At 57.5% G+C, this 26,025-nt stretch carries 29 protein-coding genes; 13 read left to right on the top strand and 16 right to left on the bottom strand.

Translation table 11 applies throughout. From position 1 onward, the window contains the following. Positions 1-156 precede the first annotated feature (156 nt). Both leuE and ACF8MC_RS09235 read left to right on the top strand, forming a co-directional pair. Positions 157-795, top strand: coding sequence for a leucine efflux protein LeuE (gene leuE / locus ACF8MC_RS09230; protein WP_016928933.1), 639 nt, complete (start codon positions 157-159; stop codon positions 793-795). Positions 796-954: 159 nt separating this feature from the next. Continuing rightward, complete coding sequence (locus ACF8MC_RS09235) at positions 955-2,454, top strand: aldehyde dehydrogenase family protein (RefSeq protein ID WP_033653317.1); 1,500 nt, start codon at positions 955-957, stop codon at positions 2,452-2,454. 33 nt (positions 2,455-2,487) lie between these two features. On the opposite strand, the gene feaR is transcribed toward ACF8MC_RS09235, so the two are convergent. The 3 genes from feaR to ACF8MC_RS09250 all read right to left on the bottom strand — a co-directional run bounded on the left by feaR (position 2,488) and on the right by ACF8MC_RS09250 (position 4,680). Beyond that, positions 2,488-3,387, bottom strand: coding sequence for a transcriptional regulator FeaR (feaR, locus tag ACF8MC_RS09240; protein WP_060429514.1), 900 nt, complete (start codon positions 3,385-3,387; stop codon positions 2,488-2,490). Between the two features lie 139 nt (positions 3,388-3,526). Next, entirely contained in the window at positions 3,527-4,168 is a 642-nt protein-coding gene (locus tag ACF8MC_RS09245; protein ID WP_041033539.1) for a DsbA family protein, read from the bottom strand. Positions 4,169-4,275: 107 nt separating this feature from the next. Then, entirely contained in the window at positions 4,276-4,680 is a 405-nt protein-coding gene (locus tag ACF8MC_RS09250) for an Exc2 family lipoprotein (RefSeq protein WP_049196454.1), read from the bottom strand. A 193-nt stretch (positions 4,681-4,873) separates the two neighbouring features. Between ACF8MC_RS09250 and ACF8MC_RS09255 the strand changes: the two genes are divergently transcribed. Continuing rightward, on the top strand, positions 4,874-5,122 hold the full coding sequence (locus ACF8MC_RS09255) for a hypothetical protein (protein ID WP_019454278.1): 249 nt from the start codon (positions 4,874-4,876) through the stop codon (positions 5,120-5,122). Here ACF8MC_RS09255 and ACF8MC_RS09260 read toward each other — a convergent pair. Next, positions 5,119-5,886, bottom strand: coding sequence for an NAD(P)H-dependent oxidoreductase (locus tag ACF8MC_RS09260; protein ID WP_060456773.1), 768 nt, complete (start codon positions 5,884-5,886; stop codon positions 5,119-5,121). The two genes, ACF8MC_RS09255 and ACF8MC_RS09260, sit on opposite strands and share 4 nt — an antisense overlap. 84 nt (positions 5,887-5,970) lie before the next feature. Here ACF8MC_RS09260 and ACF8MC_RS09265 point away from each other — a divergent pair, with 84 nt between their 5' ends. The 6 genes from ACF8MC_RS09265 to ACF8MC_RS09290 all read left to right on the top strand — a co-directional run bounded on the left by ACF8MC_RS09265 (position 5,971) and on the right by ACF8MC_RS09290 (position 12,118). Then, complete coding sequence (locus ACF8MC_RS09265) at positions 5,971-6,351, top strand: helix-turn-helix domain-containing protein (protein WP_047569126.1); 381 nt, start codon at positions 5,971-5,973, stop codon at positions 6,349-6,351. A gap of 128 nt (positions 6,352-6,479) precedes the next feature. Further along, positions 6,480-8,081, top strand: coding sequence for an ABC transporter substrate-binding protein (locus tag ACF8MC_RS09270; protein ID WP_164105068.1), 1,602 nt, complete (start codon positions 6,480-6,482; stop codon positions 8,079-8,081). A 278-nt stretch (positions 8,082-8,359) separates the two neighbouring features. After that, positions 8,360-8,884, top strand: coding sequence for a cytochrome b561 (cybB, locus tag ACF8MC_RS09275; protein WP_079656961.1), 525 nt, complete (start codon positions 8,360-8,362; stop codon positions 8,882-8,884). A gap of 54 nt (positions 8,885-8,938) precedes the next feature. Further along, positions 8,939-10,225 carry a hypothetical protein gene (locus ACF8MC_RS09280; RefSeq protein ID WP_164105069.1) on the top strand — a complete coding sequence of 429 codons (1,287 nt, stop codon included), beginning with the start codon at positions 8,939-8,941 and terminating at the stop codon, positions 10,223-10,225. Next, positions 10,222-11,397, top strand: coding sequence for a hypothetical protein (locus ACF8MC_RS09285; protein WP_164105070.1), 1,176 nt, complete (start codon positions 10,222-10,224; stop codon positions 11,395-11,397). The genes ACF8MC_RS09280 and ACF8MC_RS09285 overlap by 4 nt, the downstream gene beginning before the upstream one ends. 16 nt (positions 11,398-11,413) lie before the next feature. Further along, positions 11,414-12,118: a hypothetical protein gene (locus tag ACF8MC_RS09290; RefSeq protein WP_164105071.1), complete on the top strand. Its 705-nt coding sequence runs from the start codon at positions 11,414-11,416 to the stop codon at positions 12,116-12,118. 3 nt (positions 12,119-12,121) lie between these two features. Here ACF8MC_RS09290 and ACF8MC_RS09295 read toward each other — a convergent pair whose 3' ends face one another. Next, positions 12,122-13,237: a hypothetical protein gene (locus ACF8MC_RS09295; RefSeq protein WP_239506346.1), complete on the bottom strand. Its 1,116-nt coding sequence runs from the start codon at positions 13,235-13,237 to the stop codon at positions 12,122-12,124. A 486-nt stretch (positions 13,238-13,723) separates the two neighbouring features. Between ACF8MC_RS09295 and ACF8MC_RS09300 the strand changes: the two genes are divergently transcribed. Further along, positions 13,724-14,254 (top strand): hypothetical protein, encoded by a 531-nt coding sequence (locus ACF8MC_RS09300; RefSeq protein ID WP_039567038.1) that lies wholly within the window; start codon positions 13,724-13,726, stop codon positions 14,252-14,254. 50 nt (positions 14,255-14,304) lie between these two features. On the opposite strand, the gene ACF8MC_RS09305 is transcribed toward ACF8MC_RS09300, so the two are convergent. Further along, positions 14,305-14,523, bottom strand: a complete 219-nt coding sequence (locus ACF8MC_RS09305; protein WP_164105072.1) for a TM2 domain-containing protein — start codon at positions 14,521-14,523, stop codon at positions 14,305-14,307. A 615-nt stretch (positions 14,524-15,138) separates the two neighbouring features. Next, a complete protein-coding gene (locus ACF8MC_RS09310; protein WP_033647407.1) occupies positions 15,139-16,023 on the bottom strand; it encodes a LysR family transcriptional regulator in 885 nt (294 codons plus the stop codon). A 187-nt stretch (positions 16,024-16,210) separates the two neighbouring features. Here ACF8MC_RS09310 and ACF8MC_RS09315 point away from each other — a divergent pair, with 187 nt between their 5' ends. Both ACF8MC_RS09315 and ACF8MC_RS09320 read left to right on the top strand, forming a co-directional pair. Then, positions 16,211-17,347 carry an alpha/beta hydrolase gene (locus ACF8MC_RS09315; RefSeq protein WP_033647518.1) on the top strand — a complete coding sequence of 379 codons (1,137 nt, stop codon included), beginning with the start codon at positions 16,211-16,213 and terminating at the stop codon, positions 17,345-17,347. A 140-nt stretch (positions 17,348-17,487) separates the two neighbouring features. Next, positions 17,488-18,615, top strand: a complete 1,128-nt coding sequence (locus ACF8MC_RS09320) for an MFS transporter (RefSeq protein ID WP_047569141.1) — start codon at positions 17,488-17,490, stop codon at positions 18,613-18,615. Positions 18,616-19,454: 839 nt separating this feature from the next. Here the strand turns inward: ACF8MC_RS09320 and ACF8MC_RS09325 are convergent. From ACF8MC_RS09325 to ACF8MC_RS09340, 4 genes are all read right to left on the bottom strand, one after another. Further along, positions 19,455-20,012: a LuxR C-terminal-related transcriptional regulator gene (locus ACF8MC_RS09325; RefSeq protein ID WP_033647409.1), complete on the bottom strand. Its 558-nt coding sequence runs from the start codon at positions 20,010-20,012 to the stop codon at positions 19,455-19,457. Positions 20,013-20,369: 357 nt separating this feature from the next. Continuing rightward, entirely contained in the window at positions 20,370-20,549 is a 180-nt protein-coding gene (locus ACF8MC_RS09330) for a hypothetical protein (protein WP_139818293.1), read from the bottom strand. Between the two features lie 314 nt (positions 20,550-20,863). After that, positions 20,864-21,163, bottom strand: coding sequence for an O-antigen ligase family protein (locus ACF8MC_RS09335; protein WP_050438927.1), 300 nt, complete (start codon positions 21,161-21,163; stop codon positions 20,864-20,866). A 201-nt stretch (positions 21,164-21,364) separates the two neighbouring features. Continuing rightward, positions 21,365-22,336, bottom strand: a complete 972-nt coding sequence (locus ACF8MC_RS09340; protein WP_139818294.1) for a hypothetical protein — start codon at positions 22,334-22,336, stop codon at positions 21,365-21,367. A 194-nt stretch (positions 22,337-22,530) separates the two neighbouring features. On the opposite strand from ACF8MC_RS09340, the gene ACF8MC_RS09345 reads away from it, so the two are divergent. After that, positions 22,531-22,911 (top strand): hypothetical protein, encoded by a 381-nt coding sequence (locus tag ACF8MC_RS09345; RefSeq protein WP_154231750.1) that lies wholly within the window; start codon positions 22,531-22,533, stop codon positions 22,909-22,911. 141 nt (positions 22,912-23,052) lie between these two features. Here the strand turns inward: ACF8MC_RS09345 and ACF8MC_RS09350 are convergent, their stop codons facing one another. From ACF8MC_RS09350 to ACF8MC_RS09370, 5 genes are read right to left on the bottom strand one after another with little or no spacing between them, the layout of a single operon-like run. Continuing rightward, the gene (locus ACF8MC_RS09350) at positions 23,053-23,580 is read right to left on the bottom strand and encodes a fimbrial protein (protein ID WP_080281280.1); all 528 of its coding nucleotides are present in this window, start codon (positions 23,578-23,580) and stop codon (positions 23,053-23,055) included. 14 nt (positions 23,581-23,594) lie between these two features. Continuing rightward, positions 23,595-24,071 (bottom strand): fimbrial protein, encoded by a 477-nt coding sequence (locus tag ACF8MC_RS09355; RefSeq protein ID WP_033647412.1) that lies wholly within the window; start codon positions 24,069-24,071, stop codon positions 23,595-23,597. Between the two features lie 14 nt (positions 24,072-24,085). Continuing rightward, a complete protein-coding gene (locus tag ACF8MC_RS09360) occupies positions 24,086-24,580 on the bottom strand; it encodes a fimbrial protein (protein ID WP_033647413.1) in 495 nt (164 codons plus the stop codon). A 10-nt stretch (positions 24,581-24,590) separates the two neighbouring features. Further along, entirely contained in the window at positions 24,591-25,244 is a 654-nt protein-coding gene (locus tag ACF8MC_RS09365; RefSeq protein ID WP_033647414.1) for a fimbrial protein, read from the bottom strand. Between the two features lie 29 nt (positions 25,245-25,273). Next, the gene (locus tag ACF8MC_RS09370; RefSeq protein WP_033647415.1) at positions 25,274-26,023 is read right to left on the bottom strand and encodes a fimbria/pilus periplasmic chaperone; all 750 of its coding nucleotides are present in this window, start codon (positions 26,021-26,023) and stop codon (positions 25,274-25,276) included. Positions 26,024-26,025 lie beyond the last annotated feature (2 nt).

A 26,025-nucleotide genomic window follows, 5' to 3' on the forward strand; every position in this document is an offset into this window, starting at 1 on the left:
TTCGGCGCCGACGTTTTCAACAATGTTTCGACAATTTTTAACCAACAACATGAAGTTTATTACGTTGCCAACCCGGTTGCACAGCGTTAGGATCGCGGCCGGTCACGGGCGTGGCCAGTGTTTTTGCCTGTTAGTTGCGCGCATGGAGAGGTTATTGTGTTAGAGAGTTTTGGCGTCCTGAATTTATGGACCTATTTGGCCGGAGTGGTCTTCATCATCATTCTGCCGGGGCCGAATACGCTGTACGTACTGAAAACCGGCGTATCGCGCGGCGTGCGCGCCGGCTACACCGCGGCGCTCGGCGTGTTCATCGGCGATGCGATCCTGATCTTCTGCGCCTATATCGGCGTGGCTTCGCTGATCCGCACCACGCCGTTCCTGTTTACCCTGGTGCGTTTTCTCGGCGCGATTTACCTGCTGTTCCTCGGCGCAAAAATCCTCTACGCCACCTTCGTGCAGAAGGCGCAGGCGCAACAGCAGCAGATTGAAGGCGGCCACAGCATTCTGCGCAAATCGCTGACGCTGAGCCTGACCAACCCGAAAGCTATCTTGTTTTACGTGTCGTTCTTCGTGCAGTTCATCGACTTCAACTACGCGCACACCGGACTGTCGTTCACCATTTTGGCGCTGATCCTCGAAGCCGTCAGCTTTATCTACATGAGCACGCTGATCTTCTCCGGCGCGATGCTGGCGCATTTCTTCAACCACAAGAAAGGCCTGGCGAAGCTCGGCAACGGCCTCATCGGCCTGCTGTTCCTCGGCTTCGCTACCCGTCTGGCGACCCTGAGCTCGTGATCCCTCCCGGCCGGCGCCCGCCGGCCGCGGTTTACCCTTCCGTCACGGCAAAATGACACGCAGGGCAAACCGAATGTCAGGCAGACCAAAGCCGCCGCTTTCCCGCTGATCTAGACTTGCAGGGTTAACGATAACCTGATGAGCCTGATCGGAGGATGTATGTCTGACAATACCGTAGCCGTGCTGGATAGCGTGTCGCGTTTTCTCGATCGTCAGCATGGGCTGTATATCGACGGCCAGTGGCGCGCGTCCGCCGCGGAAGGCCGCCTGGCGGTGTATAACCCCGCCAATGGGCAGCAGATCGCCACCACCGCCGACGCCAACGAACACGACGTCGCGCTGGCGGTGCAGTCCGCCCACAAAGCCTTCAGCGAAGGCGTCTGGGCGCAGCGTCTGCCGGTAGAACGAGAACGCATCCTGCTGCGCTTCGCCGATCTGGTGGAACAGCACGCCGAGGAGCTGGCGCAGCTGGAAACCCTGGAACAGGGCAAGTCCATCAACATCGCCCGCGCTTTCGAAGTCGGCAGCACCCTGAACTGGATGCGCTACACCGCCGGGCTGGCGACCAAAATCACCGGCCAGACGCTGGACGTCTCCATTCCGATGCCGCCGGGCGCTAAATATCAGGTTTATACCCGTAAAGAGCCGATCGGCGTGGTCGCCGGCATCGTGCCCTGGAACTTCCCGCTGATGATCGGCATGTGGAAAGTGATGCCGGCGCTGGCGGCGGGCTGCTCCATCGTCATCAAGCCGTCGGAAACCACCCCGCTCACCCTGCTGCGCATCGCCGAACTGGCGAGCGAAGCCGGCGTGCCGCCGGGCGTGTTCAACGTGGTCACCGGCCGCGGCACCGTGTGCGGCAAGGCGCTGACCGAACATCCGCTGATCGCCAAAGTCAGCTTTACCGGCTCCACGCCGGTGGGCAAAAGCATCGCGCGCGCGGCGGCGGATCGCCTGACCCGCGTGACGCTGGAGCTGGGCGGCAAAAACCCGGCCATCGTGCTGAAAGATGCCGATCCGCAGCAGGTGATCGAAGGCCTGATGCTCGGCAGCTTCCTCAATCAGGGGCAGGTGTGCGCCGCCAGCTCGCGGATTTATATCGAAGCGCCGATTTATGACCAGCTGGTGGCCGGTTTCGAACAGGCGGTGAAATCGCTGTCGGTCGGGCCGGGCATGGATACCGGCGCGCAAATCAACCCGCTGGTGTCGCTCGCGCACCGCGACAAGGTGGCGGCCTACCTGGACGACGCCCGGGCGAAAAACGCCGAGCTTATCGGCGGCGCGGCCGGGCCGGATGCCAACGGCTTCTACATTCCGCCGACGCTGGTGATCAACCCGGACGACAGGCTGAACCTGACGCGCGAGGAAGTGTTCGGTCCGGTGGTCAACCTGATTCGGGTGGCGAGCGCCGAAGAGGCGCTGAGCAAGGCCAACGACACCGACTTCGGGCTGACTGCCAGCCTGTGGACCACCAGCCTGCAGCAGGCGATGGCGCTGACGCCGCGCATTCAGGCCGGCACCGTGTGGGTCAACACCCATACGCTGATCGACCCTAACATGCCGTTCGGCGGGTTCAAACAGTCGGGCAGCGGCCGTGATTTCGGCCCGGATTGGCTGGACGCTTACACCGAGTCGAAATCGGTCTGCATCCGCTATTGAGTGAAGCGGCGCGGGCCTGGCCCGCGCCCTGACTTACTGATACTGCCGACGGTACTCGCTCGGCGACATGCCGAAACGCTGCTTGAAAGCGGTCGAGAAATGGCTGTGATCGGCAAAACCCCAGTCGAGGCCGATTCCGGCCAGCTTCTCCTGCCCGGCGGCGCTGCGCAGCGCCTGCGCGCACAGATCCAGCCGGCGGTTCCTGATGTACTGCGCCACCACCAGCCCCTGACGGGCGAACAGCCGATACAGGCTGCGCAGCGACACCCCCAACTCGGCCGCCACCCATTCCGGGCGCAGCTGCGGCGACTGAATATGCCTGTCGATCAACGCCAGCGCCTTGTCGAAAACCGGCTGTTGCCCCTCCGGGCGCGCCTGTTCGAGCGCCAGCGCCGGGCGCAGCAGCGCCGCCAGCGCATTCAGCACCGCCTCGCTTTCCGCCGCGGCGAGTTGAGGATCCTGCATGCTGCTCAGCACCAGCTGGCGGCTGAGGCGCACCGCGCTGAGCTCTGCCCCGAGACGCTGGGCGCAAGGCGGCGGCACCGGCAGGCAGCCGCGCGGCAACAACAGGGAGATTTGGCGCGAATCGCGCTGGAAGGTAAAGCTGCTGGGCCGTGAGGCGTCGATCAGCGTGATGTCGCCGGGAGAGAGCACCGTCTGGCTCTCGCCCTGCTCCATCAACGCGCTGCCGCGCAGCTGGAAGACGGTAAAAAAGTGCGCGCCGTCGCTGCGGGCGATCTCGCGCGGCGTGCGGTACAGCCGGGCTTGAGACACGTCGACCACGCTCAGGCGCAGCGCATGGGCGCGGAATTCCTGCATCGCCCCGCTGAAGCCCGGCCCCAGCGTTTTTGCGCAGAATCTGCCGCAGGCGGTGTTGATTTTGCCCAGCCACTCTTCGAAGCCGACGTCCCGGAGCGTTGCCAATGCCGTCATGATCTCTCCCTTCAAACAGCAGCGGTGCTGCGCCGTTGAACAGAAAACCACCATAACAATCCGTTAACACACAATCAATGGCGAGCCGGGGATTTGGCGCCGCGATCACAGATCATCGGGCGCCGGAGGAGGAATCGCCTTAAGGCTGCGTATCCAACAGATGCCGCACCACCGCCGCGTACTCTTTGGCGTAGCCTTCAACGCTGGTGCTGGCCATGCCGGCATTGTCTATCTTGTATTTACCGGCTACGTAGAACGACGGGGTGCCGCGCACCTCGAACGCCTTCACCGCTTCGTTCTGCTTGGCGATCAACCCTTTGACCAGCAGGCTGTGGCGCGCGTTTTCATAGGTGGCGGCATCGATGCCGGCCGCCGTGAACACCCGCTGAATATCTTCGGCGCTATTGACGGCGCGCTGTTTCTGCACCGCGTCGAACATCGCCCCTTCAATCTTGTCTTCCACGCCCAGCACCGTCGCCACCGCCCAGGCTTCGGTCAGCTCATTGCCCAATTTGCCCATCAGGCTGACGTGATACTTGGTGACTTTCTCACCGGCGGGCAGCGCCTGCGCCACGGTGCTGCCTACCCGGTAGGTCTCGGCGAACTGATAGCAAGGGCCGCAGTAGAAGGAGAAGAACTCCACCACCGCAGGCGCGGCGGCTACCGGCTTATCCAGCCGGGTGTATTGCTCGCCCGCACGGTAATCCGCGGCCTGAACCGCGGGCAGCGCCAACATCAATACGACGGCGGCGGCGAACGAACGCTTAACGTTTGCCAACATAAACACTCCTGGTTTCGATTATGAACATCGTCCTTAGCGGCGGTTTTTATAATCAAATAACCGGCAGAAGGCCAGTTTTTATTACCTTCTGTTTATGTGGGATTCAGTCAGCGGCCTTCGTAACCGTCCCAGTAGGCGCCCACCGCTTCCTGCGACAGCACCTGACGGCGTTTAGGATTGTCGGAGCCGCTGTAGGCGCGATTGATGAAAATGGTTTTGTGTTCCATGTTCTGCAGGAATTCCGGGCTGGCCAGATAATCGGCCTTTTTCTGCGCCTCGCTGCGCGCCACGCCCGCCGCGCGATCCTTTTTCCCCTGCTGGTAGAACTGTTCGAACATCGGCACGGCGTTTTTAATGCTGCCGTTCACATCGGTGCGGAATTGCGGGTCGAAGTCGTCGCGCGTTTGATAAACGTAGTGCTTGGCATGCCGCTCCGCGCTGCTGAGGTGGTGGGTGCAGGCGCTGAGCGCCAACAGCGGCAACAACAGCGCCGCGCTTTTCAGTCTTTTCATGTCGTCTGTCCCTGTCAGTGAGGAAGGTTCCTTTAGCGCCAAGAGCATAGCGCCGGCCCCCGGTAAACGTCAAACGACAAAATACGCATCACATTGTTTTATATTAATATTATATACATTGATTGGTATTCATTGCCTGAAACACTATGCTTTAACCGAACAGGGTAAACACTCACCGACAGCGAGGCGGCCAATGAAACCGATCGACAAAAACGTGGGGGAGTACGACCTCACGGCGGAAAAAAAAGCGGGCATGATCACCGGCACTATCCGCGGCGAACTGCCGGACAGCGACGCCAATCTGCCGCTGCTGCCCTTCTCCGGCACCTTTGCCGGCCCGAGCGTGGCCGAAGCCATCGCCGATATTCAGCAGCAGTTCCCCGACATCGAACCGGCGATTATCGACGACTTGCGCGAGGAACTGCTGAAGGCCGGTTTCTAAACCGGATCGCGGTGGCGCACGAACGGGCTATAGACCGGCGCACCGGGCTTCAGCGCCAGATCGGCGTCAAAATCGTCATTGCGGTTGAACCGCACCGCCGGCCAGGCGGCAAGATCGCCTAAGCCAGCCCGATACGCCTGCGTCACCTGCGCCAAAGCGGCGTTCTGCGCCTGCAGCGCCTCGCCCGTCAGCCCGCCGCGCACGCCATAAACCAGGAACGGCTCCAGCACGCTAAAGCCGATATAGTGCAACGCATGCATGATCGGCCACAGCATCAGCCGCATATCGCCGTCGCGCCCGTTCGGCGCGCAGGCCTGAGCGGAGGCGCCGGCGGTGACGGTCAGCAGCGCCCGTTTGCCGCGCATCACGCCGTTTTCATGGCGGTGGCGGCTGTCGTAGATCCCACCGTAAACGAACACCCGATCCATCCAGCCCTTGAGGATGGCCGGCGCACCGAACCACCAGAAAGGGAACTGCAGCACCAGCGTGTCCGCCCAGCGCAGCAGCTCGATATGCCGCCGGATCTCCGCCGGCAGCGCCTGAGTCGTCCAGTGATGGCGCTGCTCCTGCATCGCATCAAATCTGTCCGCCTGCTTTCTGCTGGGGTAATGGTCTGCGCCTTCACGCGGATCAAACCCCTCCTGATACAGATCGACCGTCTTCACCTGGTGCCCCTGCGCCAGCCAGGCCTGCCGCGCCTGTTCGGCCAAATGGGCATTGAAAGAATGCGGCTCGGGGTGAGCCAGCACAATCAGCACGTTCATCCTGTGTCTCCCGCTGTAAGGTGGTGCTGCTATGCTGTGGCTTTATCGCACCCTTGGCAATTACGCACCTGAAGGTAACCCCCCATGGCCTATCCCGGCGACGTCTATTCGAGTAAATGCTCCGCGCGCGATGCGCTGGCGCTGATTTCCGGCAAGTGGGTGATGCTGATCCTGCCCGCGCTGGCGCAGCGGCCGATGCGCAACGGCGAACTGCTGCGCCGCATCGACGGCATTTCACAGAAGGTGCTGACGCAAACGCTGCGCCAGTTGGAACGCAACGGGCTGCTCGAACGCTTGGATTTAAGTGAAAGGAATCAGGCGCATGTGGAATACCGGCTCAGCGCCGTCGCCTGCTCGCTGGTCGAGACGCTGACGGCACTCGACAGGTGGGCGGAATACCATTTCCCCGAGTTGGACGCCGCCCGCGAGCGCTATGATGCAGACCGCAAGCGCGCGGCCGATTAAAGCGGTTTGCCTGGCAACGCGGGGCGCACAGAATGCGCAGCTGAGGTGCTTGTTACCCGTCGCGCCATCCGTTATCTATAGTTAAATCAATTCGCCGCTAACGGCCCCCCCCACCTGAGGATCTTGCCTTGACGTTTTTAAAACACCCTATCGCCGGATTGGTGCTGGCTGGCTGCGGCCTGTTGTCGGCGGGCGGCGCGCTGGCCGCTTCCGATGCGCTGGTGTACTGCACCGTCGCCTCGCCGGAATCGTTCAACCCGCAGCTCGCCAGCTCCGGGCCGACCTTTATCGCCACCTCGCAGGTGCTGTACAACCGCTTGGTGACGCTGCGCGAAAGCGATAAAACCCCCGCCCCTTCGCTGGCCACCGAGTGGAGCGTCAGCCCGGACGGCAAGACCTACACCTTTACCCTGCGCCAGGGCGTGAAATTCAACAGCAACAAATACTTCACCCCAACGCGCGATTTCAACGCCGAAGACGTGGTGTTCACCGTGATGCGGCAGAAGGATCCCGCTAACCCGTATCACAAGGTCTCCGGCGGCAACTATGAATACTTCACCGACATGGGCCTGGACAAGCTGATCGCCAAGGTGGAGGCGGTGGACGAGCATCACGTGCGCTTCACGCTGAGCCAGCCCAACGCCGCCTTCGTCGCCGACTGGGCGATGGATTTCGCCTCGATCCTGTCCGCCGAATACGCCGACGCGATGCTGAAAAAAGGCACGCTGGAATACGTCGACAACTGGCCGATCGGCACCGGGCCGTTCGCGCTGCAGCAGTACAAACAGGATTCGCTGATCCGCTACATCGCCAACCCGCACTACTGGCAGGGCGAAGTGGCCAGCAAGCATCTGATCTTCTCGATTACGCCGGATCCGCAAACCCGGCTGGCCAAACTGAAAACCAACGAATGCCAGATCATCCCCGCGCCGCTGCCGGAACAGTTCGCCGCCATCAAGGCCGACGGCAACCTGCAGCTGCACGACATCACCGGGCTGAACGTCGGCTATCTGGCGTTCAACACCCAGAAAAAACCGTTCGACAACCTGCTGGTGCGCCAGGCGCTGAGCTACGCGGTGGACAAGAAAGCGATCGTCGCCGCGGTGTTCAAAGACAGCGGCACGCCGGCCAACTCACTGCTGCCGCCGGGCATGCTGGGCTACAACGATCAACTGCCGGAATACGCCTACGATCCGCAGAAGGCGCGCGAGCTGCTGAAGCAGGCCGGGCTGGAGCAGGGCTTTGAGACCGACATCTGGTCGATGCCGGTGCAGCGCCCCTACAACCCGAACTCGAAGCGCATCGCCGAGATGATCCAGAGCGACTGGGCGAAGGTGGGCGTGAAAGCCAAGATCGTCACCTGGGAGTGGGGCCAGTATCTGGCCGGGTTGCGCAAAGGCGAACAGCAGAGCGCGCTGTACGGCTGGGTGTCGGACAACGGCGATCCGGACAACTTCGCCACCCTGCTCGGCTGCGCCGGGGTGCAGAGCGGCGCCAACGTGGCGCGCTGGTGCGATAAGGATTACGACCGGCTGATCCAGCAGGCGATTCTGGAGAACCAGCCACAGGCGCGCGCCAAGCTGTATCAACAGGCGCAGGTGATCTTCGCCAAACAGGCGCCGTGGCTGCCGCTGGCCACCGGCAAAGTGTTCTACGCCACCCGCAGCAACCTGAGCGGCTATGTGGTGGACGTGAACGGCAGCGATTTCGCCAAGGCCAAATTGAACTGATCCCGGGCGCCGCCGCGAGGGCTGCGGCGCTATTTGCTTCGCCACTTATTAAGCTGCCAGCCTCTGAATCTATCGTCCATTAGCTTCACAACTTACGATGCCAACTGCCTCCTCTGCCGCCAGGCACTTAACCCACTAAATTCATAGCTTAATAAGTGGTTTAACCCCTGGCATTTTGCTTAAACTGCACACGGGCGCTTTCCTCACCTGTAACATTTCGTTACCATCGGCGCACAGACCCTTTAACATCAAAAGGCAACCCGGTGCAGAACACCTACATGCCGTGGCAAATTCGCCTGCACTGGCTGGTGGCTATCCTGCTGGTCATCACCTGCGTCACCATCGAGCTGCGCGGCTTTGCCGAACCGGGCAGCGCCCCCTGGTACGTGCTGGTTGTCACCCACTTCAGCTGCGGCGTAACGGTGTTCGCGCTGATGATCGCCCGCCTGTTCCTGCGTTGGCGCCACCCTTCGCCCGCCATCGCGCCCAAACCGCCGAAGTGGCAAACCGGCCTGGCGCACCTGACGCACACCCTGATTTACCTGCTGCTGTTGACGCTGCCGGTGCTGGGGGTGTATTCGCGCTATCTGGGCGGCAAGGAGTGGTATCTGTTCGGCCTGCCGATGCCGTTCGCCGACGTGGCCGATCGGCCGCAGGCGCGGATGATTATCGGCTGGCACAAAACGCTGGCGTCATTCGGCTACTGGCTGATCGGCCTGCATGCCGCCGCCGCGCTGTTTCACCACTACATCGTCAAGGACAATGCGCTGGTGCGCATGCTGCCGTTGATGAAAAAGCGCTGAATAATTTGGCGCCAGGGATGAATTTTCGGGCCACGCCCGCCGACAGGGAATGACATGCAAACCCAATTTTTTAATGTGACCGTCGAACAATGTGCCTGCCAACAGACGGCGCCGGACAATCTGGTGAGGATCATCGCCGCCGGCCAAACGTTCTTTTTTTACCGTGACGACTTCAGCGACAGCGAAAATCTGCTGGCCACGCTCGCCGCCGGCGATCGGGTGAAGATCGGCGCCCATCGCCTGCAGGACGGCAGCTACTGGCTGCACTGGCTGCTGCACGAGACAAAAGGCCGGCTGGAGCCCGACAGAACGCTGAAATACAAGCTGAAATACTTCGCCCTGCTGGTGCTGGGCGCGGCGCTGGCCGGCGGTTTTCCGGCAGCCTTTTTCATCATGGACGGGGAAGATTCCTGGCTGACCATCGTTCTGTTCTTTATCGCCGTAATCGCCGGCCTTGTCGGCATCGGCATGGTGCTGTTCGTCGGTTCGGAGCTGCTGCTGATCGGGCATCGCGGCCGCAGGCGCCTGCTCAAGGCGCTGGATCGCGTGCTGCAGGGGCAAGACGTCACGCCGCCCGGATCGCTCAGCCTGAAAATCCCCGGCATCAAATACCGGGCCGTCAGTGCAGACGCCACGTCAGTGCCCGCAGCGCAGCAAACCGACGTCCCCCTCCCCGACGGCGTCGAGACCTCCGGCATCGAGACGGTCAACGCCCTGAGCTACGAACTCCGCCACTATGAGATCCCGCGGCAGGTGCAGTATTTGGACACCTATGCGTGGCGCCAGAAGGAGACGCACTTCGCGTTGACGACCCGTGCGCTCAACGTCCCCAATACCAAACTGCATCCGGTATTTCGTCGGCAACATCCGCTTTTCATCGCCAAAGGCGATCCGCTGCAGGTGCTGTATTGCGAGAACGACACCGTCCCCGAGTTGCCTACGGTGCGTGGGATCATCAACCACCGCGATCGCCAGACCTACCTCATCGGCGGCCGCCGCTACTTCACCGAATCCGGCCTTAACCTGTGCGCGCGCGTTGTCTTCATTCTCGGCGCGATCGTGACGTGCTTTGTGCTCGGCCTGGCGGTGGCGGATAACGCCGATACCCCGGCGGGCTTTTACCTGGATGCCTGGACCCTGCAGCGTCTCGGCAGCGAATTGCCACCGATTCTTCTCTTAATGATGCTGATGGTCAGCGGCCTGGCGCTGTTGATCGAGGGCTTCGCCCAGATCTGCCGCCTTTACTCTTTTGACCAGCACCGCACGTTTAAAACGTTCAAATACCTGCGCAATCTGCGCCGCAGGCTATGGCGGCAGGAACAGGTGACGGAGCTGAAATGATGACGTTAGCGCTTTATAAAAGACCCCTTATTATCCTGACGCTGTTTTTGGCCAGCGCGCTGGGTGTCTATTTCCTCGCCCCTGAACAACGCTATGCGCAGTGGCAATGGATCCAGAGCGACGAAGCATTGCCGACGATAGCCCATTACGATCTCATCCACAGCTACCCGGCGCAGGACGGCGCCCTGCTGCTCATCAGCAAAAGGAGTGAGCGCGGGGCCTACAATAGCTTTTACGGCTGGGCGGCCGACTATCTCAGCCAGGTGTTGTTCAGCGGCCCGCAGGGATTGCAGATGCTGGGGGAACTCGACGAGTCTATCCACGATGCGGTTTGCGGCGGGCAGGAGTGCGTGCTTTTTCTGTCCAAGGGGCGCCGGCTGGTCGATGTGAAACAGGGCACCATCGGGGCGCTGATCCCCTGGCCGGAGGGCGACGACAACCGGCCTTCCTTTATCGGCGGCAAACTGGTGGCGCTGCCGGGTAAACGCGCGCTGTATCTCATCAGCACCGAAGGCGTATTCTACAGCCCGGACTTTGGCGCCCATTGGCGGCAAACGCTGGATCTGCCGGCGCTGTTGGAAGCGCGACAGCTGCTGGGTTTTGAGCGCGGCGAGGAGGACTCACCGACGGCTTACGCCTCCGGCAAGCGCAAATCCATACCCGAGATCTTTACCGCCGTTGACGGCGATCGCGTGCTGTTCTGGATGAATCCGGTGCTCGGCTCCGGCGCCTTGCACATCGCCGTTAACGGCAAAACCGGCGAGGTGGCCGAACCGCATTGGCTCACGGTGCGCGTGACGGAAAGCGCGCAGGCCCCGGATGGCGGCATCTACCTGATCGCACAGACGCTGGAAAGAGGGCTGTATCAGCTCCTGCGTTATCAATCCGACGGGCAGTTGAAGGTGCTGCTGGAGACCGGCGATAAATCGCTGTATCAGCTGTGGGCAGGCAACGACAAGCTGGTCACCCAAACGGATAACGGCGATGCGCGCCTTTCGCTGATTTTCGATCTGCGCTCATCCGACGTGCGCTACCGCCAGCCGTTGGAGTACCGCTACAACGGGCGCGACGACGCACGCCAAACCGTGATCGAACCGGAAAGCCACTATGGCGATGACGGGGAGCCCCCGGCGCTGCCCTACTTCGTTCGCTACCGTTCCACCACGCCGTGAACATGAGGAACTTGCCATGCTGTTAGGTTATGGCGCCGGCGTTGCAGGGCTGGTGGCGCTGTTGTTGGCGCTGCTGCTCGCCGGCATCCTGCTCGCCTGGTGGGGCTGGCGCTACGCTTCTGCCCGCTGCGGCCGCCCACGTCCGCCGCTTTCCTGGGGCGGCTATCTGCTGGCCTCGGCGCTGGCGATCTACCCGGTGGCGTTCGTGCTGATGCTGATCGACATCGCCATCCAGGATCTCAAGAGCCAGCGGGCGGAAGAACGCTGGAATCGGCGCAGCTACCTGACGCTCGACGAAGCCAAACCGTTCGGTGAAATCACGCTGACGAAAGGCAGCTGGGTAAACCGGCAGGAGCCGCGCCTGCCCGGCACCGAAGACAGCCCCATCACGATGGACGGCGTGACCGCCGTGCGTTTTCCTCGGCCGCAGAGCGTGGCCGGCGTGCCGATCATTGCCTTCGAGGTTTTACCGCCGGTAATGGAGCTGGCGAGCGCGCACACCTTCACCCGCCCGAGCGGCCAAAGGGTGCGCTGCGAAGCGGGTTGGCTGGTCTCTTTCTCTTTACCGCCGGATAAGCCGGCCCCGCAGTGGGAAGAGTGGCAGGCCGGGCTGCCTGCGGCGGCGTTTCGGCCCAGCGACTGGATCTTTAGGGTGTGCTTCCCCGGCAGCCCGATCGCCGTGCTGACCTTGCACAACGGCGAAGTCAGGGTGCTGCCTTAAGCCTTACGCCATGGCGTTGGGCAAGCGCACGGTCACGCGGTTATTGGCCGTGGGCAGCCGCAGCGGCGCGTCCTGCCAGCTTACCGCGATAACCAATACCGGCGGCGCCGCTACGCGCGGCGCACGCCCGTCGGGCCCCACGCTGTAGGCATCCCATTCAATCACGAATACGCCGCCGTCTTGCGGCTCGACCCGCTCGACAAAAAAGGTGGTGTCCGAACCGCGCCCGCCCGCCGGTTTGTGCGCGTAGGAGAGCAGGCTGAACCACTCGCCGGCGAAGTACAGATGGTACAGACCGTCGACGATATGCTCGCCGCGGAACTGGCAGCCGCCGACGCTCAAGCCGTCGCCCGTCGGCGATTCCGCCACGCGTTCGAGATCGCACACCAAGCGATCGGTCGGCCGGTTATCCAGCAACAGCTCATAAGGCGGCGCGTGCAGCAGCGCGGCAGGATCGTCCGCATGGCGCAAATCCGCCGGTAACGTCGAGCGCGCCGCCAGCGCGCGGCCACTGGGCAAGGCGATCTCCAGACGATCCGCCGGATCCTCTGCCCACTGCGGCACCCACAGACCGCGCACCTGACGCAGCGGCGTGGCCGCCGCCTGCCGACAGCTCGCCCGCAGCCGCGCCAGCGCCTCGGCGGAACCGCCGGCCACTGCTTCCAGCTCACGATCGGTCAGCGCAGGCAGCGCGTACATCGCCCGGGCGGCAGGCTCGTACACCGTCAGCCCTTCGCCCTCGCGGCTGCGGGTCGGGATCAGGCGCAACCTGCCGCCGTCCACGTCCTGCGGCGCCGCACAGGCGCCATGCACAATCGCTCCGTCGCGCAGCAGCAGCGTCCAAAAACTGGGGCCGCCCATGCCCAGCTCCCCCACGCCGCCAATCTGCCGGTCACTGTCGCCGGCGTGCGTCATTTCAATCGGCTGCGAACGCCAGTCGGTCTTGCGCCACTCTGCGGCCTCTTCGGGGTCTTGCGCGCCTTTTGCGGCGTATTTCGCCCATTGCAGCACGGCGAACAGCGCGATGCACAACGCGCCGAAAATCGGGTAATCCCGCCAAATCAACAGCCAACCGACGATCAAAAAGGCCCAGGCGGCCATGGCGATATCCTTTTTCAAGAGCAAACCGCCTGATTCTAGCGCAGGCGGTTAGCAGGGTTGAAGCCTATGCCATGAATAATTAGCCGTTAAATAGAAAGGCAATAATTTCAGCGTTATTTCTGTGACCATGAAGATCACATAAATAACGCTTCACTGAGTGATTTTAACGTAGAAAAGATAACTCTCTGTATCTCAATACAATATTTAAACCCGTATTAAAAGGCAAAGGATTAAAACGGGAAAAAACCGCAATAATTTGTGCATATTCTAAACATTGACTATGTTTAGACATACTCTTTATATGCAGGTAAACATACTGAAAGACAGAAGAGCAAGGCCCTCAAGATAATTAAACCAACCTCGCGCACCGCGTGGGTGAAACACTATTTACTATAAAAATTCCGAGGATATTTGATCTTCACGGAACGAGTAACTTTGCGTTTTATCAGGCCAATAGGCTACACACCGCAATTAATATCATTATTAGCATTCCGGAGAGCGACAATGAAAATCGTTACAGGCATTATCCTTACCTCTGTGGCCGCCTTCAGCGGCGCGGCTTACGCGGCCGATGCGCAGCCTACCACCGGCAACGCGGAAGTGACGCTGGAACACGTGCACGCCGTGATGGAAAACGGCAGCCCGGCGCCGCAGCACGACGCAGCCTGCAAAAAAGAACTTTCCATGCCGGAATCGAAATATATGGGCATGAAGGTCAAAACCGATTACACCATCAACAGCAGCACCATGATGATGTCGGCTAAATCGATGTTCCCATCGCCAAACGACAAACAGCCGATGGAACTGACGGTCGATCTCTCCGCGCTGGGCCTGGCGGATGTGTATGCCTTCGGCGCCTTTAAACCGGCCGCATTGCCGCAGGCTTATATTTATTTCACCATCGACAAGGATTTTAAAAATCCGGTCAGCACCTTTATGGTCATTAACCAAGGCAAGCAATATAACTGCGTGATCTCCAGCTCGAATAAAATGATGAGCGAAGAGATGCGCGGCAAGATGATGAAGAAACAATAACAGAATGAAAAACGGCGCTTCCCTTAACAGGAAGCGCCGTCAGCAAAGCATTAAATCAGACCAGGATTATATTTCTGGTTGAACTTCTCTTCCGATTGGAACAGATAAATAATGCCTTCGATAAAGCCGACAATCGCCGGGATCCCCGTCCAGCAGAACAGCAGGTAGAACAGCCCCCACCACTTCATCCCTAAGTAAAACTTGTGAATGCCCAGCCCACCCAGGAAGATGGCCAGCAGGGCCCCCGCGAGCTTGTCTTTTCTGCTCATAGTACACTTCTCCTTACTTCTCACCGAACCACCGGCATGTCCAAAAAACGGATGCCGCTCCAGAGAGCGCCGCATCGCAATGCTTACGGAGAAAAACATTCACTCCTGCAAGGCTCAACGGGAGTAATTATAACAGTAATTAATTAAACGGTTGTTTAACCGGCGAAACGGTAGACAAATGGGAGATCGCATTGATTTGACTATGCGCTATCCCTCCGTACTATCCCTGAGGCATAAGTTATTAACAGCGCCATATTTAATCCGCTGCAAAAAAGAGTGACAGGAAAATTGCACTCTCTGTTGGCAATCGGAATTTAGTATTTAATTCAATTAATTATCCGATTAACAGCCATCACCCTACCGTACACCAGGGTTCGCCTATTTGAACCAATGGCGTCAAAGCCGGTGTGGCAAGTGAGCATCTAATAGGCCAGGCCGCTCAGCCATTACATATTGATCGCCCCTATCGCCCGACGCATCGTCCTTCATACGGCGTTGTATTTCGCCAATCGGTTTACCTCATTTCCATCATTCATTTTGATGTCAACTAAGTCTGCTTTATACAAGCGGCTTTGCCGTCCATCCTGCACAGTGCAGGAGCGGCCATCGCAACTCTCAAATTTTCAATGTCTCAATGACCATTCTTAGGGCGGGGGATACATTGCGATGGGGATAATAAAGAAATAACCCTTCCATTCGCAGGCTGTAACGCTGTAATACCCTGATTAGCACCCCACGCTCTAAATCATCGGCAACCAACTCGACAGGAACATAGGCCAGCCCCAGGCCCAGCCGAGCGGCTTCTGCCTCCATATAGCTGTCAGATAAGGCCCATTGCCCTTCCGGCCGATGAGTGATTTTTTTATCATCCTGATGGAGTTCCCACTGGTATAGGCTGCCGTCGGCAAGCTGATAGGCGATACAGGGATGTGTCTTTAAATCTGCAGGATTTTGTGGAAAACCGTAACGACGAAAATGTTCAGGAGTCCCCACAATCGCCATCTCCATATCGGGCGTAATGCGCACCGCGACCATACCCTGGCCTACTTCAGGCCCAAGACGGACGCCTGCATCGAATCTTTCCTCGATAATATCGACAAACCGGCTCTCATTCATGAGTTCGAGCCTGATATCAGGATAGCGCTGTTTAAATACCGCAAGCTTTGGCAGCAGGCATTTATCAATCGCGTGCTGGCTGGCATTGATGCGGACCGTGCCGGAAGGGGTCTCACGATAATGCGCCAGTGTCGCAAGCCCAAGATCTAAGGTATCAAATCCGGACTCCGTTTTCTGATAGAGCTGCTCACCCGCTTGCGTCAGCGATAGCTTACGCGTGGTGCGCACCAGTAGCTGGACACCTAACCTTTCTTCAAGCTCGCGAACAGAACGGCTTATCCCCGATTGAGCCAGGCCAAGCCTGTGAGCCGCAGCGGTAAAACTGCCTTCCCGTACCACCTGCATAAACAGGTAGAGCTCGTTGTAGTTCTCCCTTTTTGCCATTGATTTACTCCCCCAAGAATGACGCCAGTCTCAACATTAATTTATAACAATATGGTATTAATCTTAGCAATTATCTCCCTCTAATCAGCATTAATTCTGCTCACTATAATGAGCCCATCAAAACAAAGCACAGCAGCGTTGTCCGTAGGAAACCTGTCTCTCTATCTTGTTTTTCATGGGGATTTTTATGAAAGCCTTCACCCGCACGCTAAAAACCGCAATGCCTGCCATGCTGTTATTCGCATCATTAAGTGGAGTCACGACAATGAGTTATGCTGATTCAGTCAATCCGAATGCTCCTGTTTCGATGATCGATAAATGGGACAAGACGTTCGCCGAGAGCCAGAAAGTCGATCATCGTAAGGTCTCGTTTCAGAATCGATATGGGATCACCTTAGTGGGCGACCTTTATCTCCCCAAAGATCGTGGCGATCGCAAGCTGGCGGCGATTGCCGTCAGCGGGCCTTTTGGCGCGGTGAAGGAGCAATCCAGCGGCCTGTATGCGCAAACGCTGGCGGAACAGGGATTTGTTACCCTGGCGTTCGACCCTTCTTATACGGGGGAAAGCGGCGGCTATCCGCGTAACGTCGCCTCGCCGGATATCAACACGGAAGATTTCAGCGCGGCGGTAGATTTCTTGGGGCTGCAAAAAGAGGTGGATCGCAACCGTATTGGGCTGCTCGGCATTTGCGGCTGGGGCGGCATGGCGTTAAACGACGCCGCGATGGATACCCGCGTCAAAGCGGTGGCCACCAGCGTGATGTACGACATGAGCCGGGCGATGGGCCATGGCGTAGGTGATGGCAAAGACCGTTATTCGACCGCCGACCGTCGTGCCGTTCTGCAGTATCTGAATGAACAACGCTGGAAGGATGCGGAAAGCGGAACGTTCGCACGAGGTGGCCATGATATTAACGTCGACAGCAATGGCAAGGTCAGCGCGGGTGAGCGCATTCTGCCAGAAACCCTGCCGGCCGATCCGCATCCGGTGCTGAAGGAGTTCTTTGATTACTACCGCATGCCGCGCGGTTTCCACGAACGCTCCGTTAACTCGACCGGGGCGTGGACGGCAACGATGCCCCTGTCGTTTATGAATATGCCGCTGCTGAGCTACGCCAGCGAAATTACTATCCCGACGCTTATCGTGACCGGTGAAAAAGCCCATTCACGCTATTTTGCCGAAGATGCTTATAAGGCGGTCGGCAGTAAAGAAAAAGAGCTGGTGATTGTCCCCGGTGCAAATCATGTGGACCTGTACGACAATGCGGCCGGTAAAATACCTTTCGCTAAGTTCGAACAATTTTTCAAAGCCAATCTGAAATAGCCCCTCTACTGACAACATTAAAAGCCGCCTGTCTACGCGGGTGGCTTTTATTCTGACTTCCGTGAAATCTGACTATGTCTGCACTTAGCCAAACACCATCACCGAATAATCAGCCCGCTTACTGGAGCGGCATTTTTGCCATGACCCTGTGCGTCTTTGTGCTGATTGCATCGGAATTTATGCCCGTCAGCCTGCTTACGCCGATTGCCCGTGATTTAGACGTGACGGAGGGGCTGGCGGGACAGGGAATTGCCATCTCCGGCGCGCTGGCCGTCCTGACCAGCCTGACGCTTTCGACGTTGGCTGGAAATGTGAATCGCAAGTACTTACTGCTGGGGATGACGATTCTGATGGCCGTGTCGGGGCTCGTTATCGCACTGGCTTCCAACTATCTGATGTATATGGCAGGCCGCGCGATGATAGGTATTGCGATCGGTGGATTCTGGTCGATGTCTGCGGCAACGGCAATTCGTCTGGTGCCACAGCATCAGGTTACGCGTGCGCTGGCTATTTTCAACGCCGGCAATGCGCTGGCGACGGTAGTGGCAGCGCCGCTGGGTAGCTATCTTGGAGCGACCATCGGATGGCGAGGCGCTTTCTTGTGCCTGGTCCCCGTCGCGGCCGCTGCCTTTATCTGGCAGTGCGTGAGTCTGCCGGGTATGAACGGCAATAATAACCCTGCGTCACGCGGATCCGTATTGCGCCTGCTCAGTCGCCCTGTTGTCTCCATTGGCATGCTGGCTTGTGGCCTGTTCTTTATGGGGCAGTTTGCGTTATTTACCTATGTGCGTCCGTTTCTGGAATTGGTGACGCGGGTTGATTTCTCTGGCTTGTCGTTAATTTTACTGGTTATCGGTGTAGCCGGTTTTATTGGCACGCTGGTTGTCCCGGCATTCCTCAATAGGAAATTCTATCTAACGCTGATGGCCATTCCTGGGCTGATGGCTGTCATTGCCATCGCCCTGATTCTTGCCGGGCATCACGTTTGGGCTGTCTCGTTGCTGTTAGGCCTCTGGGGCATGCTGGCAACCGCCGCGCCAACGGGATGGTGGACATGGATTACACGCACGCTGCCCGAGGATGCGGAAGCCGGAGGCGGCCTGATGGTTGCGGTGATTCAGCTCTCGATTGCCCTTGGTTCAACGGCAGGTGGCATGATGTTTGACAGCCTGGGATGGCGAAGTACTTTTGGCTTGAGTGGCTTATTACTTCTTGGTGCGGTAGCGATGGCGTTTCTTACGTCCCGTCAAAATAGCAATACGTACTAGCGTAATCAGTTTGTTCAAACGAACTCTCAGCCATGGCAGTGAAAGCTAGCCGAAAATTCAAGACCGAACAGAAGTACGCGCGCGCCGGTTTTTACCGGACAACAAACCAATCGATTCATTGTAATTCAAAGCGTTTAGGGATAATCAAGGATGTGGTAGGAAGAGAGTATGGTGCCGATAATAGGAACTAAATTAACTAACTACAACTATGATTTTAAAAGAATTTAATGAAACACATGTAACCTCTACACCTATAAATATACACAGCAAGCACAGGATGAAACCGCTGTTTAGATTGCAAACGGCGGAGCGCGCCAGCCATCGTCGCAAAAAAGATTTCCGGGAAAACTGTACACCTGTTCACACCTCTTAATTTACATTTTAATTTCAATGCATTGTCACGTTAATAGCTATCCTATCACTGCACTTCGCTGTTCACATTAGGGTGCACAGCCCAGATCCGAGCCGGTTTGGGGGCAGATGTCGTTATAATTTTTACCTGACGCTATAAGCGCTTCAACATCGATTTTTAACGCTGAAAAACACCGCCGACGAACGTCGCACACATCCACCAATGAGAAACGCTCCAGTCCCCCACGCTAAGACTTAAGTTTACCCTCCTGTTTCGCGAGTAAAATACGGCTAAATACCCCCTCCATTTCGCGCACTTCTTGTATAAACACGTCCGGTGAATACACCACTCCGGCATGAACAATATAGTGCAATACCAAGTCGTGCGTTTTTGTGCCACCCATTGATGTCTTAACATAATAGTAACCTCTCTCATATTAAAATGACGCGAGATTCCTCGTATGCAGCCATTGCTCACAATTAAATTATCAGTAAAATAAATTAAACAGATTAAACAGTGAGTGAGGCGTATTCTCTAATCCCATTTTTCTCAAACCACTGATCTTTTGACTGCTGATTGTTTTGATACTTTTTCGGGTTCTGAAAGCGATTGCCGTTAAACTCATTCCTGATGCTGCGAACCGCAGCACGGTATATTCAGCTTGTGATAACAGCTCGCCTTTTTCTATATCAGCCCCCCCCCCACTCCCCTCGACAACTTCTCGTTCAAATGCCTGAACGCTTGCGCGCTCATCAATAAATCGCAGTGTTTTTATTGATAAATAATTCATGAGTGTCGCCAGGCGCTTCTGCGTAATGAATATAGCTTTTCTTAACCAGAAAAATTGCCGACTTCTCATTAACACCAACCACTCGGAATAATTCTCATCTGTTACATGAATCAAAATTGTTGTATTGGCACATTCTTTATCAATTTCATAACCAGAGCTGAGATACTCAATTGTATAGCCTATCTTATTCTCAAAAACAGTCTTTAACGCCAGGCACGTAAACTGACATTGACTGATCAAAATAATCTTTTTCATATCGATTAATACACTAATCAGTAAAATACAATGCTGAAATGTGGAATGATGTTTATTCCCCCACCGGTTAGAAACCACGCCGCTCAAAACGCCTGTCAAAGGGAAATAATAGCGCCGCCTCGCGTCTCAATTCGTCCGCACGCACGAATTGTTGCTGCCGGTACAAGATAACCAGCAGATTCGCATAAACGTTCTGTCTATACGATGATTCAAATACGTTTGAGTCCACTTCACATAGCTCTCTAACAACTGCTCTTCCTGTGAAAGATTGAAGGTCATCAGCGTGGCCAGTTGCCGATCAAACTTCCCCCTTTCAGCCCGTGTCCAGCTTAACCACGCCGGCATCGCCTCTACGTGTCACATCTCCTGCAACTCAGTACGCTCCGCTTGGGTGAGTATCTGACCGCAGTACAATCCCGCAGCCGCAACGGCCATGCCCGACTGCGACATCAACAGCATTAGGTACTTCCATCGTTTCAGCGTTCCACCTTTGCCTAAACGTGGGCTGACCATACGATCGAGCATCTCCAGCAGCATCAAAAACACCAACCAATGCAGCGTAGAAAGGTAGAAAGGGTATTACGTCTGGCAGTGCAACACTATCGGCAACAGAGCTATACACAGCCCCAACGCTTCTCCGGAAGTGGCTTTGCCGCAGGCGAAAGCCCGTTTGTCGCGCCAGTAGGCGCGCGCAACTAATTTCAGCCCCGCCCACACCAGTAACAACATACCCAGCAGAGCAACAATCCCGCCCTCCCCCCCCACCACAGCAACAGCTCGTTATGCGGATGTCGGGTAATCCCCACGCCGTGAGTAGATAAACCTTGCGCCAGGCGAAAATGCTGAAAGCTTTATTCGAAGCCACCGTTCCCCCAACCAAGCAGCGGTTTCTCGGCTATCATCGCCAACGTAGAACTCAGCATCGAGTAGCGTGCCTGATTGGAGCCGCCGTGGCTGGCGTAGCACATATCGCTACCCAACCACAGCAACATGACAGCGGCGATGACACCGCCTACAATCAGTACTGAAGCAATCGTTACATCCCGCGGATGACGACGGGTAAAGTACAGAAGAACTACGCCTAACACCAAAACGCCAGCCAGCCAACCGGTGCGTAATTGTAACCACACCAACACCATCGGCAGCAGCATCAGTACCACCGCCGAAGCACGACGTCGCCAGCGTTCCCCCCTCAGCGCAGAGAGATGGAAGCACGGCAGCACAAACGCCGCCAACGCAAACGTCAAGCAGAAATAAACCCTCGAAATTTCATAATTCAGCCCTCAAAATACCAATGTAGCCCCTCCTCTTCCTTTTCCCCATTACCTCTGAAATAAGAACACCTACTTAAATTATATATAATTTACATTCAAAACTATTGACGTACTAACACGACCAAGTTTGAATTTATCTTTCACCGAGATATCACCCTTGAAAACAACAGTTTTTTGCCTCCCACTCTGGATGTTATCCCAAAATGAAATTGGCTCGTTAAATTTCACTTTACGACCGCCTTCACTTAAACCAAAATAAACCTCCCCCCCTAAACCCAAAGTAGTATCATTATCAAATAAGTCACCCGACACTGGTGAAAGAACCAACTTAACCCCCAGTTTATCATTTGCAGTACATGCCGAATTTTTAGTCGCTGTCACACTAAAGTCCCGGCTCGCAACCACACCAGTATTCAAAGGGGAAATACTGCCAAAATCCAGCTCCATAGGAGCAACAATCGATACTGAACAATGGGTTACCTTGATATTATTAAGCCCTGTCAAGATATACCGATAATTACTCCCCTCACCTCCATTCAGCCCTTGCTTGCCATCAAGCTGAAATACAGCAATTTCACTAGCACTACTCCCTGAAATATTTCCTGTTTTTTTTAAATACACTTGAAATTTATACGTCGCACGCTTTGGTTGTCTTGGAGCCACCCACACATCCGTCGCTATCTTATGTCCAGACGAAACAACCCCCAAGTCCCTTCCATTATAAATAATCCCCATACCAACGCCGTTCATTATGTTCTTATCTCGGGGGTTACCATAAAAATGAACAAACTCTCCAACCGGACTGAGCTCAGGATCACATGTTACCGATCGGGTTCGGGTACTAGAAGTCCACAGGACCGTGCCTACCGGCAAATCTGCTGGGATAGCTAACACCCCGATATCTTCCGCTTCCCAGTTGCTCCCCCCTCCATCTTTGATACACATCATAGCGTGTGACGGAGTCGTAACTCCCAGAATAATTAAAAATGCACATGGTAATAAGCAGCGACAAGCAAAAAGCCGAAACGCTGTGGACATGGTATGAATCATAGTATTATCTCTGTATCGAGGGAATTTCGCATATACGATGGAAACACATTGAGGGTTGTTTAAAACCCTCACGAAAAATGGTGCACATTTGGTGCAGCCGCCACACTTCACGGTTCTTACTGTTGACTCAGCTTCCCTATACGTTACGCCGGAGTACTAGCACCACAACATAAAGGAAATGTTTCACATGAGTCATGTCTCAGTATTTTATCTATCCGGTAGATGCCTCTGAGCGGGGTATAAAACTCACCGCCCTCCTCGGCGCAGTAATGCACGTATTGCTGCATCATATCGAACAGCACCGGGTCGGCCACCTGCCATTTCAGTTGATTAATCACCTGCTGTTTACGGATGTGTCGGTAATAGCCGCGAATATCCGTTCGGTAGACAAAGGTGTATACTCCACCGGCCAGAGCTTCCCGGACTTCCGCTACCGCCATGCCCGCGCAAATGCAGGCAACGAGCCGGTTTTGGCAGCAGCGCGGTCCACTTCAATATCAGTGCATCCTGCGCGCACCACTGCACCCAACTGCGGCCACCACCCCCGCAATACCTGCATCGGCGCCAGTCGGTAACGCCCGTTTTGCAGTTGCTGCCAGAGTTGCTTCTCTTGCTGCGCCCAGTGAAAGCGCAGATGCCAGATATCCGCATTGGGCGGCGCATGGCGACGACATTGGCACAGCCAGCGCCAGGCGGCTTGCCATGCCGTCCCGCGGTTATTCATACTCCAGGCTAAACGTTGCCACCGCACTGAACGGCCCGCGCTCGATGGATTTGTGCTTCAGCGCTTCCGGCTCACCCTGCACATAGGCCCGCGCCGTCAGTGTGTTGGCACCGCTCACCAGCGTCTGTGCCTTACCCTGCTGGTTAATCGGCAACGGCTCGCCCTGCGGGGTTTCCATCCCGATGGCGATGCCACTCGCCTGGCTGGCGCCGTTCAGTGCCAGCAGTCCCGGCAGTCCCGCACTTTCCGCGCCGCTGAAGGTCACCCTCACCGTTTTGCCCAGGCTCAGGTCGCACTGCGCCAGGCGCAGCTCAAACGTCTGCCCGGGAGTACGGGTGTTCAGGTACAGGTACTTGTCAATCACCGTGTCAAAATCCAGCACCACCGTCTCGTCTCCCGGCGGTATCACACAGGGTTCCGCGACCAGCGCACCGTGCAGCCGCATATTCTCCGCCGCGCCGGCCGGCACACTGCACAGCAGTAACAGCGCCGCTGCACACCAGCCCTTCTTGTTCATCATGGCCGTTCTCCGCCTCATTGGTACACCGCCAGCAGGGTCGCCGTCGCTTCAAACGCCCCTTCCTTCAGCGTGGCACCCGGCCGTTTCACCGGCACCGCCTTAAGCGTCGGCGGCGCGTTCAGCCTGACAGGAATTGGCTGATTGAGGATGAACCGCTTGCCGTTTTGCAGCAGGCGAACCGCCAGGTCATCCATGTTGCTCGCCACGGCCGCCGTATCGTAATCCGCCGCCGTACCGACCACTTCCAGCGTCATGTTCCAGGCCCCGGCTCCCGGGGTGCAGCTAATCCGGTAGTTCACCGGTTGCTGGTAGTTAACGCCGTCCACCTTGCTGACCCCCACACGGTTGCCGAAGTCGACATCCACCTCACCGCCGTCGTTGATGGTGCACGGCGGCGGTTCGATAAGGACGCCGGAGAACCGCATGTTGTCCGCCGCCGTCGCCGGGCCACCGAGGGCCATCAGCAGCAAAATGCAGCCATAGCGCGCCATTGCCTCCCCTCCTTTCACTGGTATTCCACCTTCATGGTTGCCCCGGCAGAAAACTTGCCGCCGCGCAGGGTCGCCCCGGCCCGTTTCACCGGCACCGCTTCCAGCGTCGGCTTCGTCGGGTAGGTAAAGTTAATCCAACTGTTGATGGGCTGCCGATTGCCATTGCGCAGCAGGGCCACCCCCAGGCCGTCCTTGTTGGTTTTCAGCACCTCACTGTCAAAGCCGGCGCTGTTGCCCTGGATTTGCAGTTTCATCGCGTTGTTCGGCGCATTTTTGCACTCCACCGAATACACCACCGGCTGTTTCTTGTAGCTGCCGTCGATACGGGTGGTCATGACGTCATTGCCGAAATTCACTTCAATCAGGTTGTTGTTGTTAATCACGCAGGGCGGTTGGGCGACGATGGTCACCGTCACTTTGATGGTCGTCGCCGCCTGCACCAGCAGGCCAGGCAACAGTAACGCCGCCACTCCGCAGCCGAGCCAGTACCGTCTGAACGTTGCCGTCATGCTGCTTCCCCTAGTCATAGCTGAGCTGAAAATCCACCACCGCCGCATAGGCGCCAGGCAGCAAGGGCGCACGGGTGCGTTCCGGCGTCACGGTATAGTTCAGCGCCTGTTGCCCCACCGCCAGCGCTAGCGGCGCACCGCGGCTGCCGAGGCGAACGTCTTTGCCGCGTTCGTCAGCGATGCGCAGCCCCAGCCCGGCAGCGCCGCGCACCTTCACCAGTGCCGGGTTGTCAGCATCCGCCGGGGCGATAAAACTGACCGACACCGCCGGCTGCTGGGCACTCCACACCCGGTTGCCGGTACGCACATCGCGGTTGTTCGACGCGGTGCGCAGGCAGTCGCGCAGGTGCAGTTGCACGTTCACCGGCACGCCGCGGTCACCGGCCTGCGCCAGCTGCGCCGTGGCGGTATTCCCCAGTGAGACCGCCTGGTACGCGGAGGCCATCTCCAGCCGGCAAGCGCTTTCGGTCAGCTCACCGCGCACATGCAGTACGCCATGGGCGCCGTCCACCTGCCAGTTGTCCGCCGCCCGCGTCGAGGGCAGCAGCCACAGCATCACCGTCAGGCACAGCGGCACCATCAGCGCCGCCAGCGTAATCACCAGGGCATACAACCACTCATGACGGTAATAACCGCCGTTCCATCGCCGGGTTCTTGTTCGCATCGCTTCCCCACCTGTGAGTTTCGTGAACCTTATTTGCTGCCTGCCACCGCCTGGCAGCTCGCGCCGTTACAGCTAAACGTCAGTTGCGGGCGACCGCCGTAGTCGTTGACATAGGTCAGCACCGGTGCGTTGCCCAGCGCAGACGCGGCTACCTTCAGCGACGCACTGCCCTTGGGGGGCACCATCAGCGGCTCGAAGCCCGGCGCGCTGGCGCCGCCTTTTTTGCTGCTGGCGTCAACCAGCGTCACGTAATACGGCGTCGGGTTATTCACCTGATAGCCATCGCCCTGCTTGGTCAGCGTCAGCTTTTCCTGCCAAGGTGCGACCGATTCCGGGTTGGTTACCGCAATCGCCTTCGGCCGGTAGAACAGCTTGATGCGCGTTTGCAGCGCCAGCTGCAGCGTGTTGGGCTTGTCACTCTTCGGCGGAATTTCACGCAGGTTGAAGTAGAACAGGGTTTCCCGGTCCTGCGGCAACGTATTGGCCGCCGGCAACCCCTGCACCTTCACCTGGCTTTTGGCACCCGGCTCCAGCCGCTGCACCGGCGGCAGCACCGTCAACGGACTGCTGATTTTTTTACCGTCGGCATCTTCAATCCAGCCCTGCGCCAGGTAAGGCAGTTGCTTGTTCTCGTTGCTGATGCTCATGCTCACCGACTTGTCGTCGCCATTGAAAATCACACGGGTACGATCCAGCGCGATGGCCGCGCTCGTCTGCTGGGCAACCAGCAGGCCCGCCAGGCCGCCGGCAATTAATGTCACTGCATGTTTGGTTTTCATTG

This window comes from Serratia sp. LACPHL-BACT-2024-00286 (genome assembly GCF_043109535.1).
Taxonomy (GTDB): Bacteria; Pseudomonadota; Gammaproteobacteria; order Enterobacterales; family Enterobacteriaceae; genus Serratia; species Serratia sarumanii.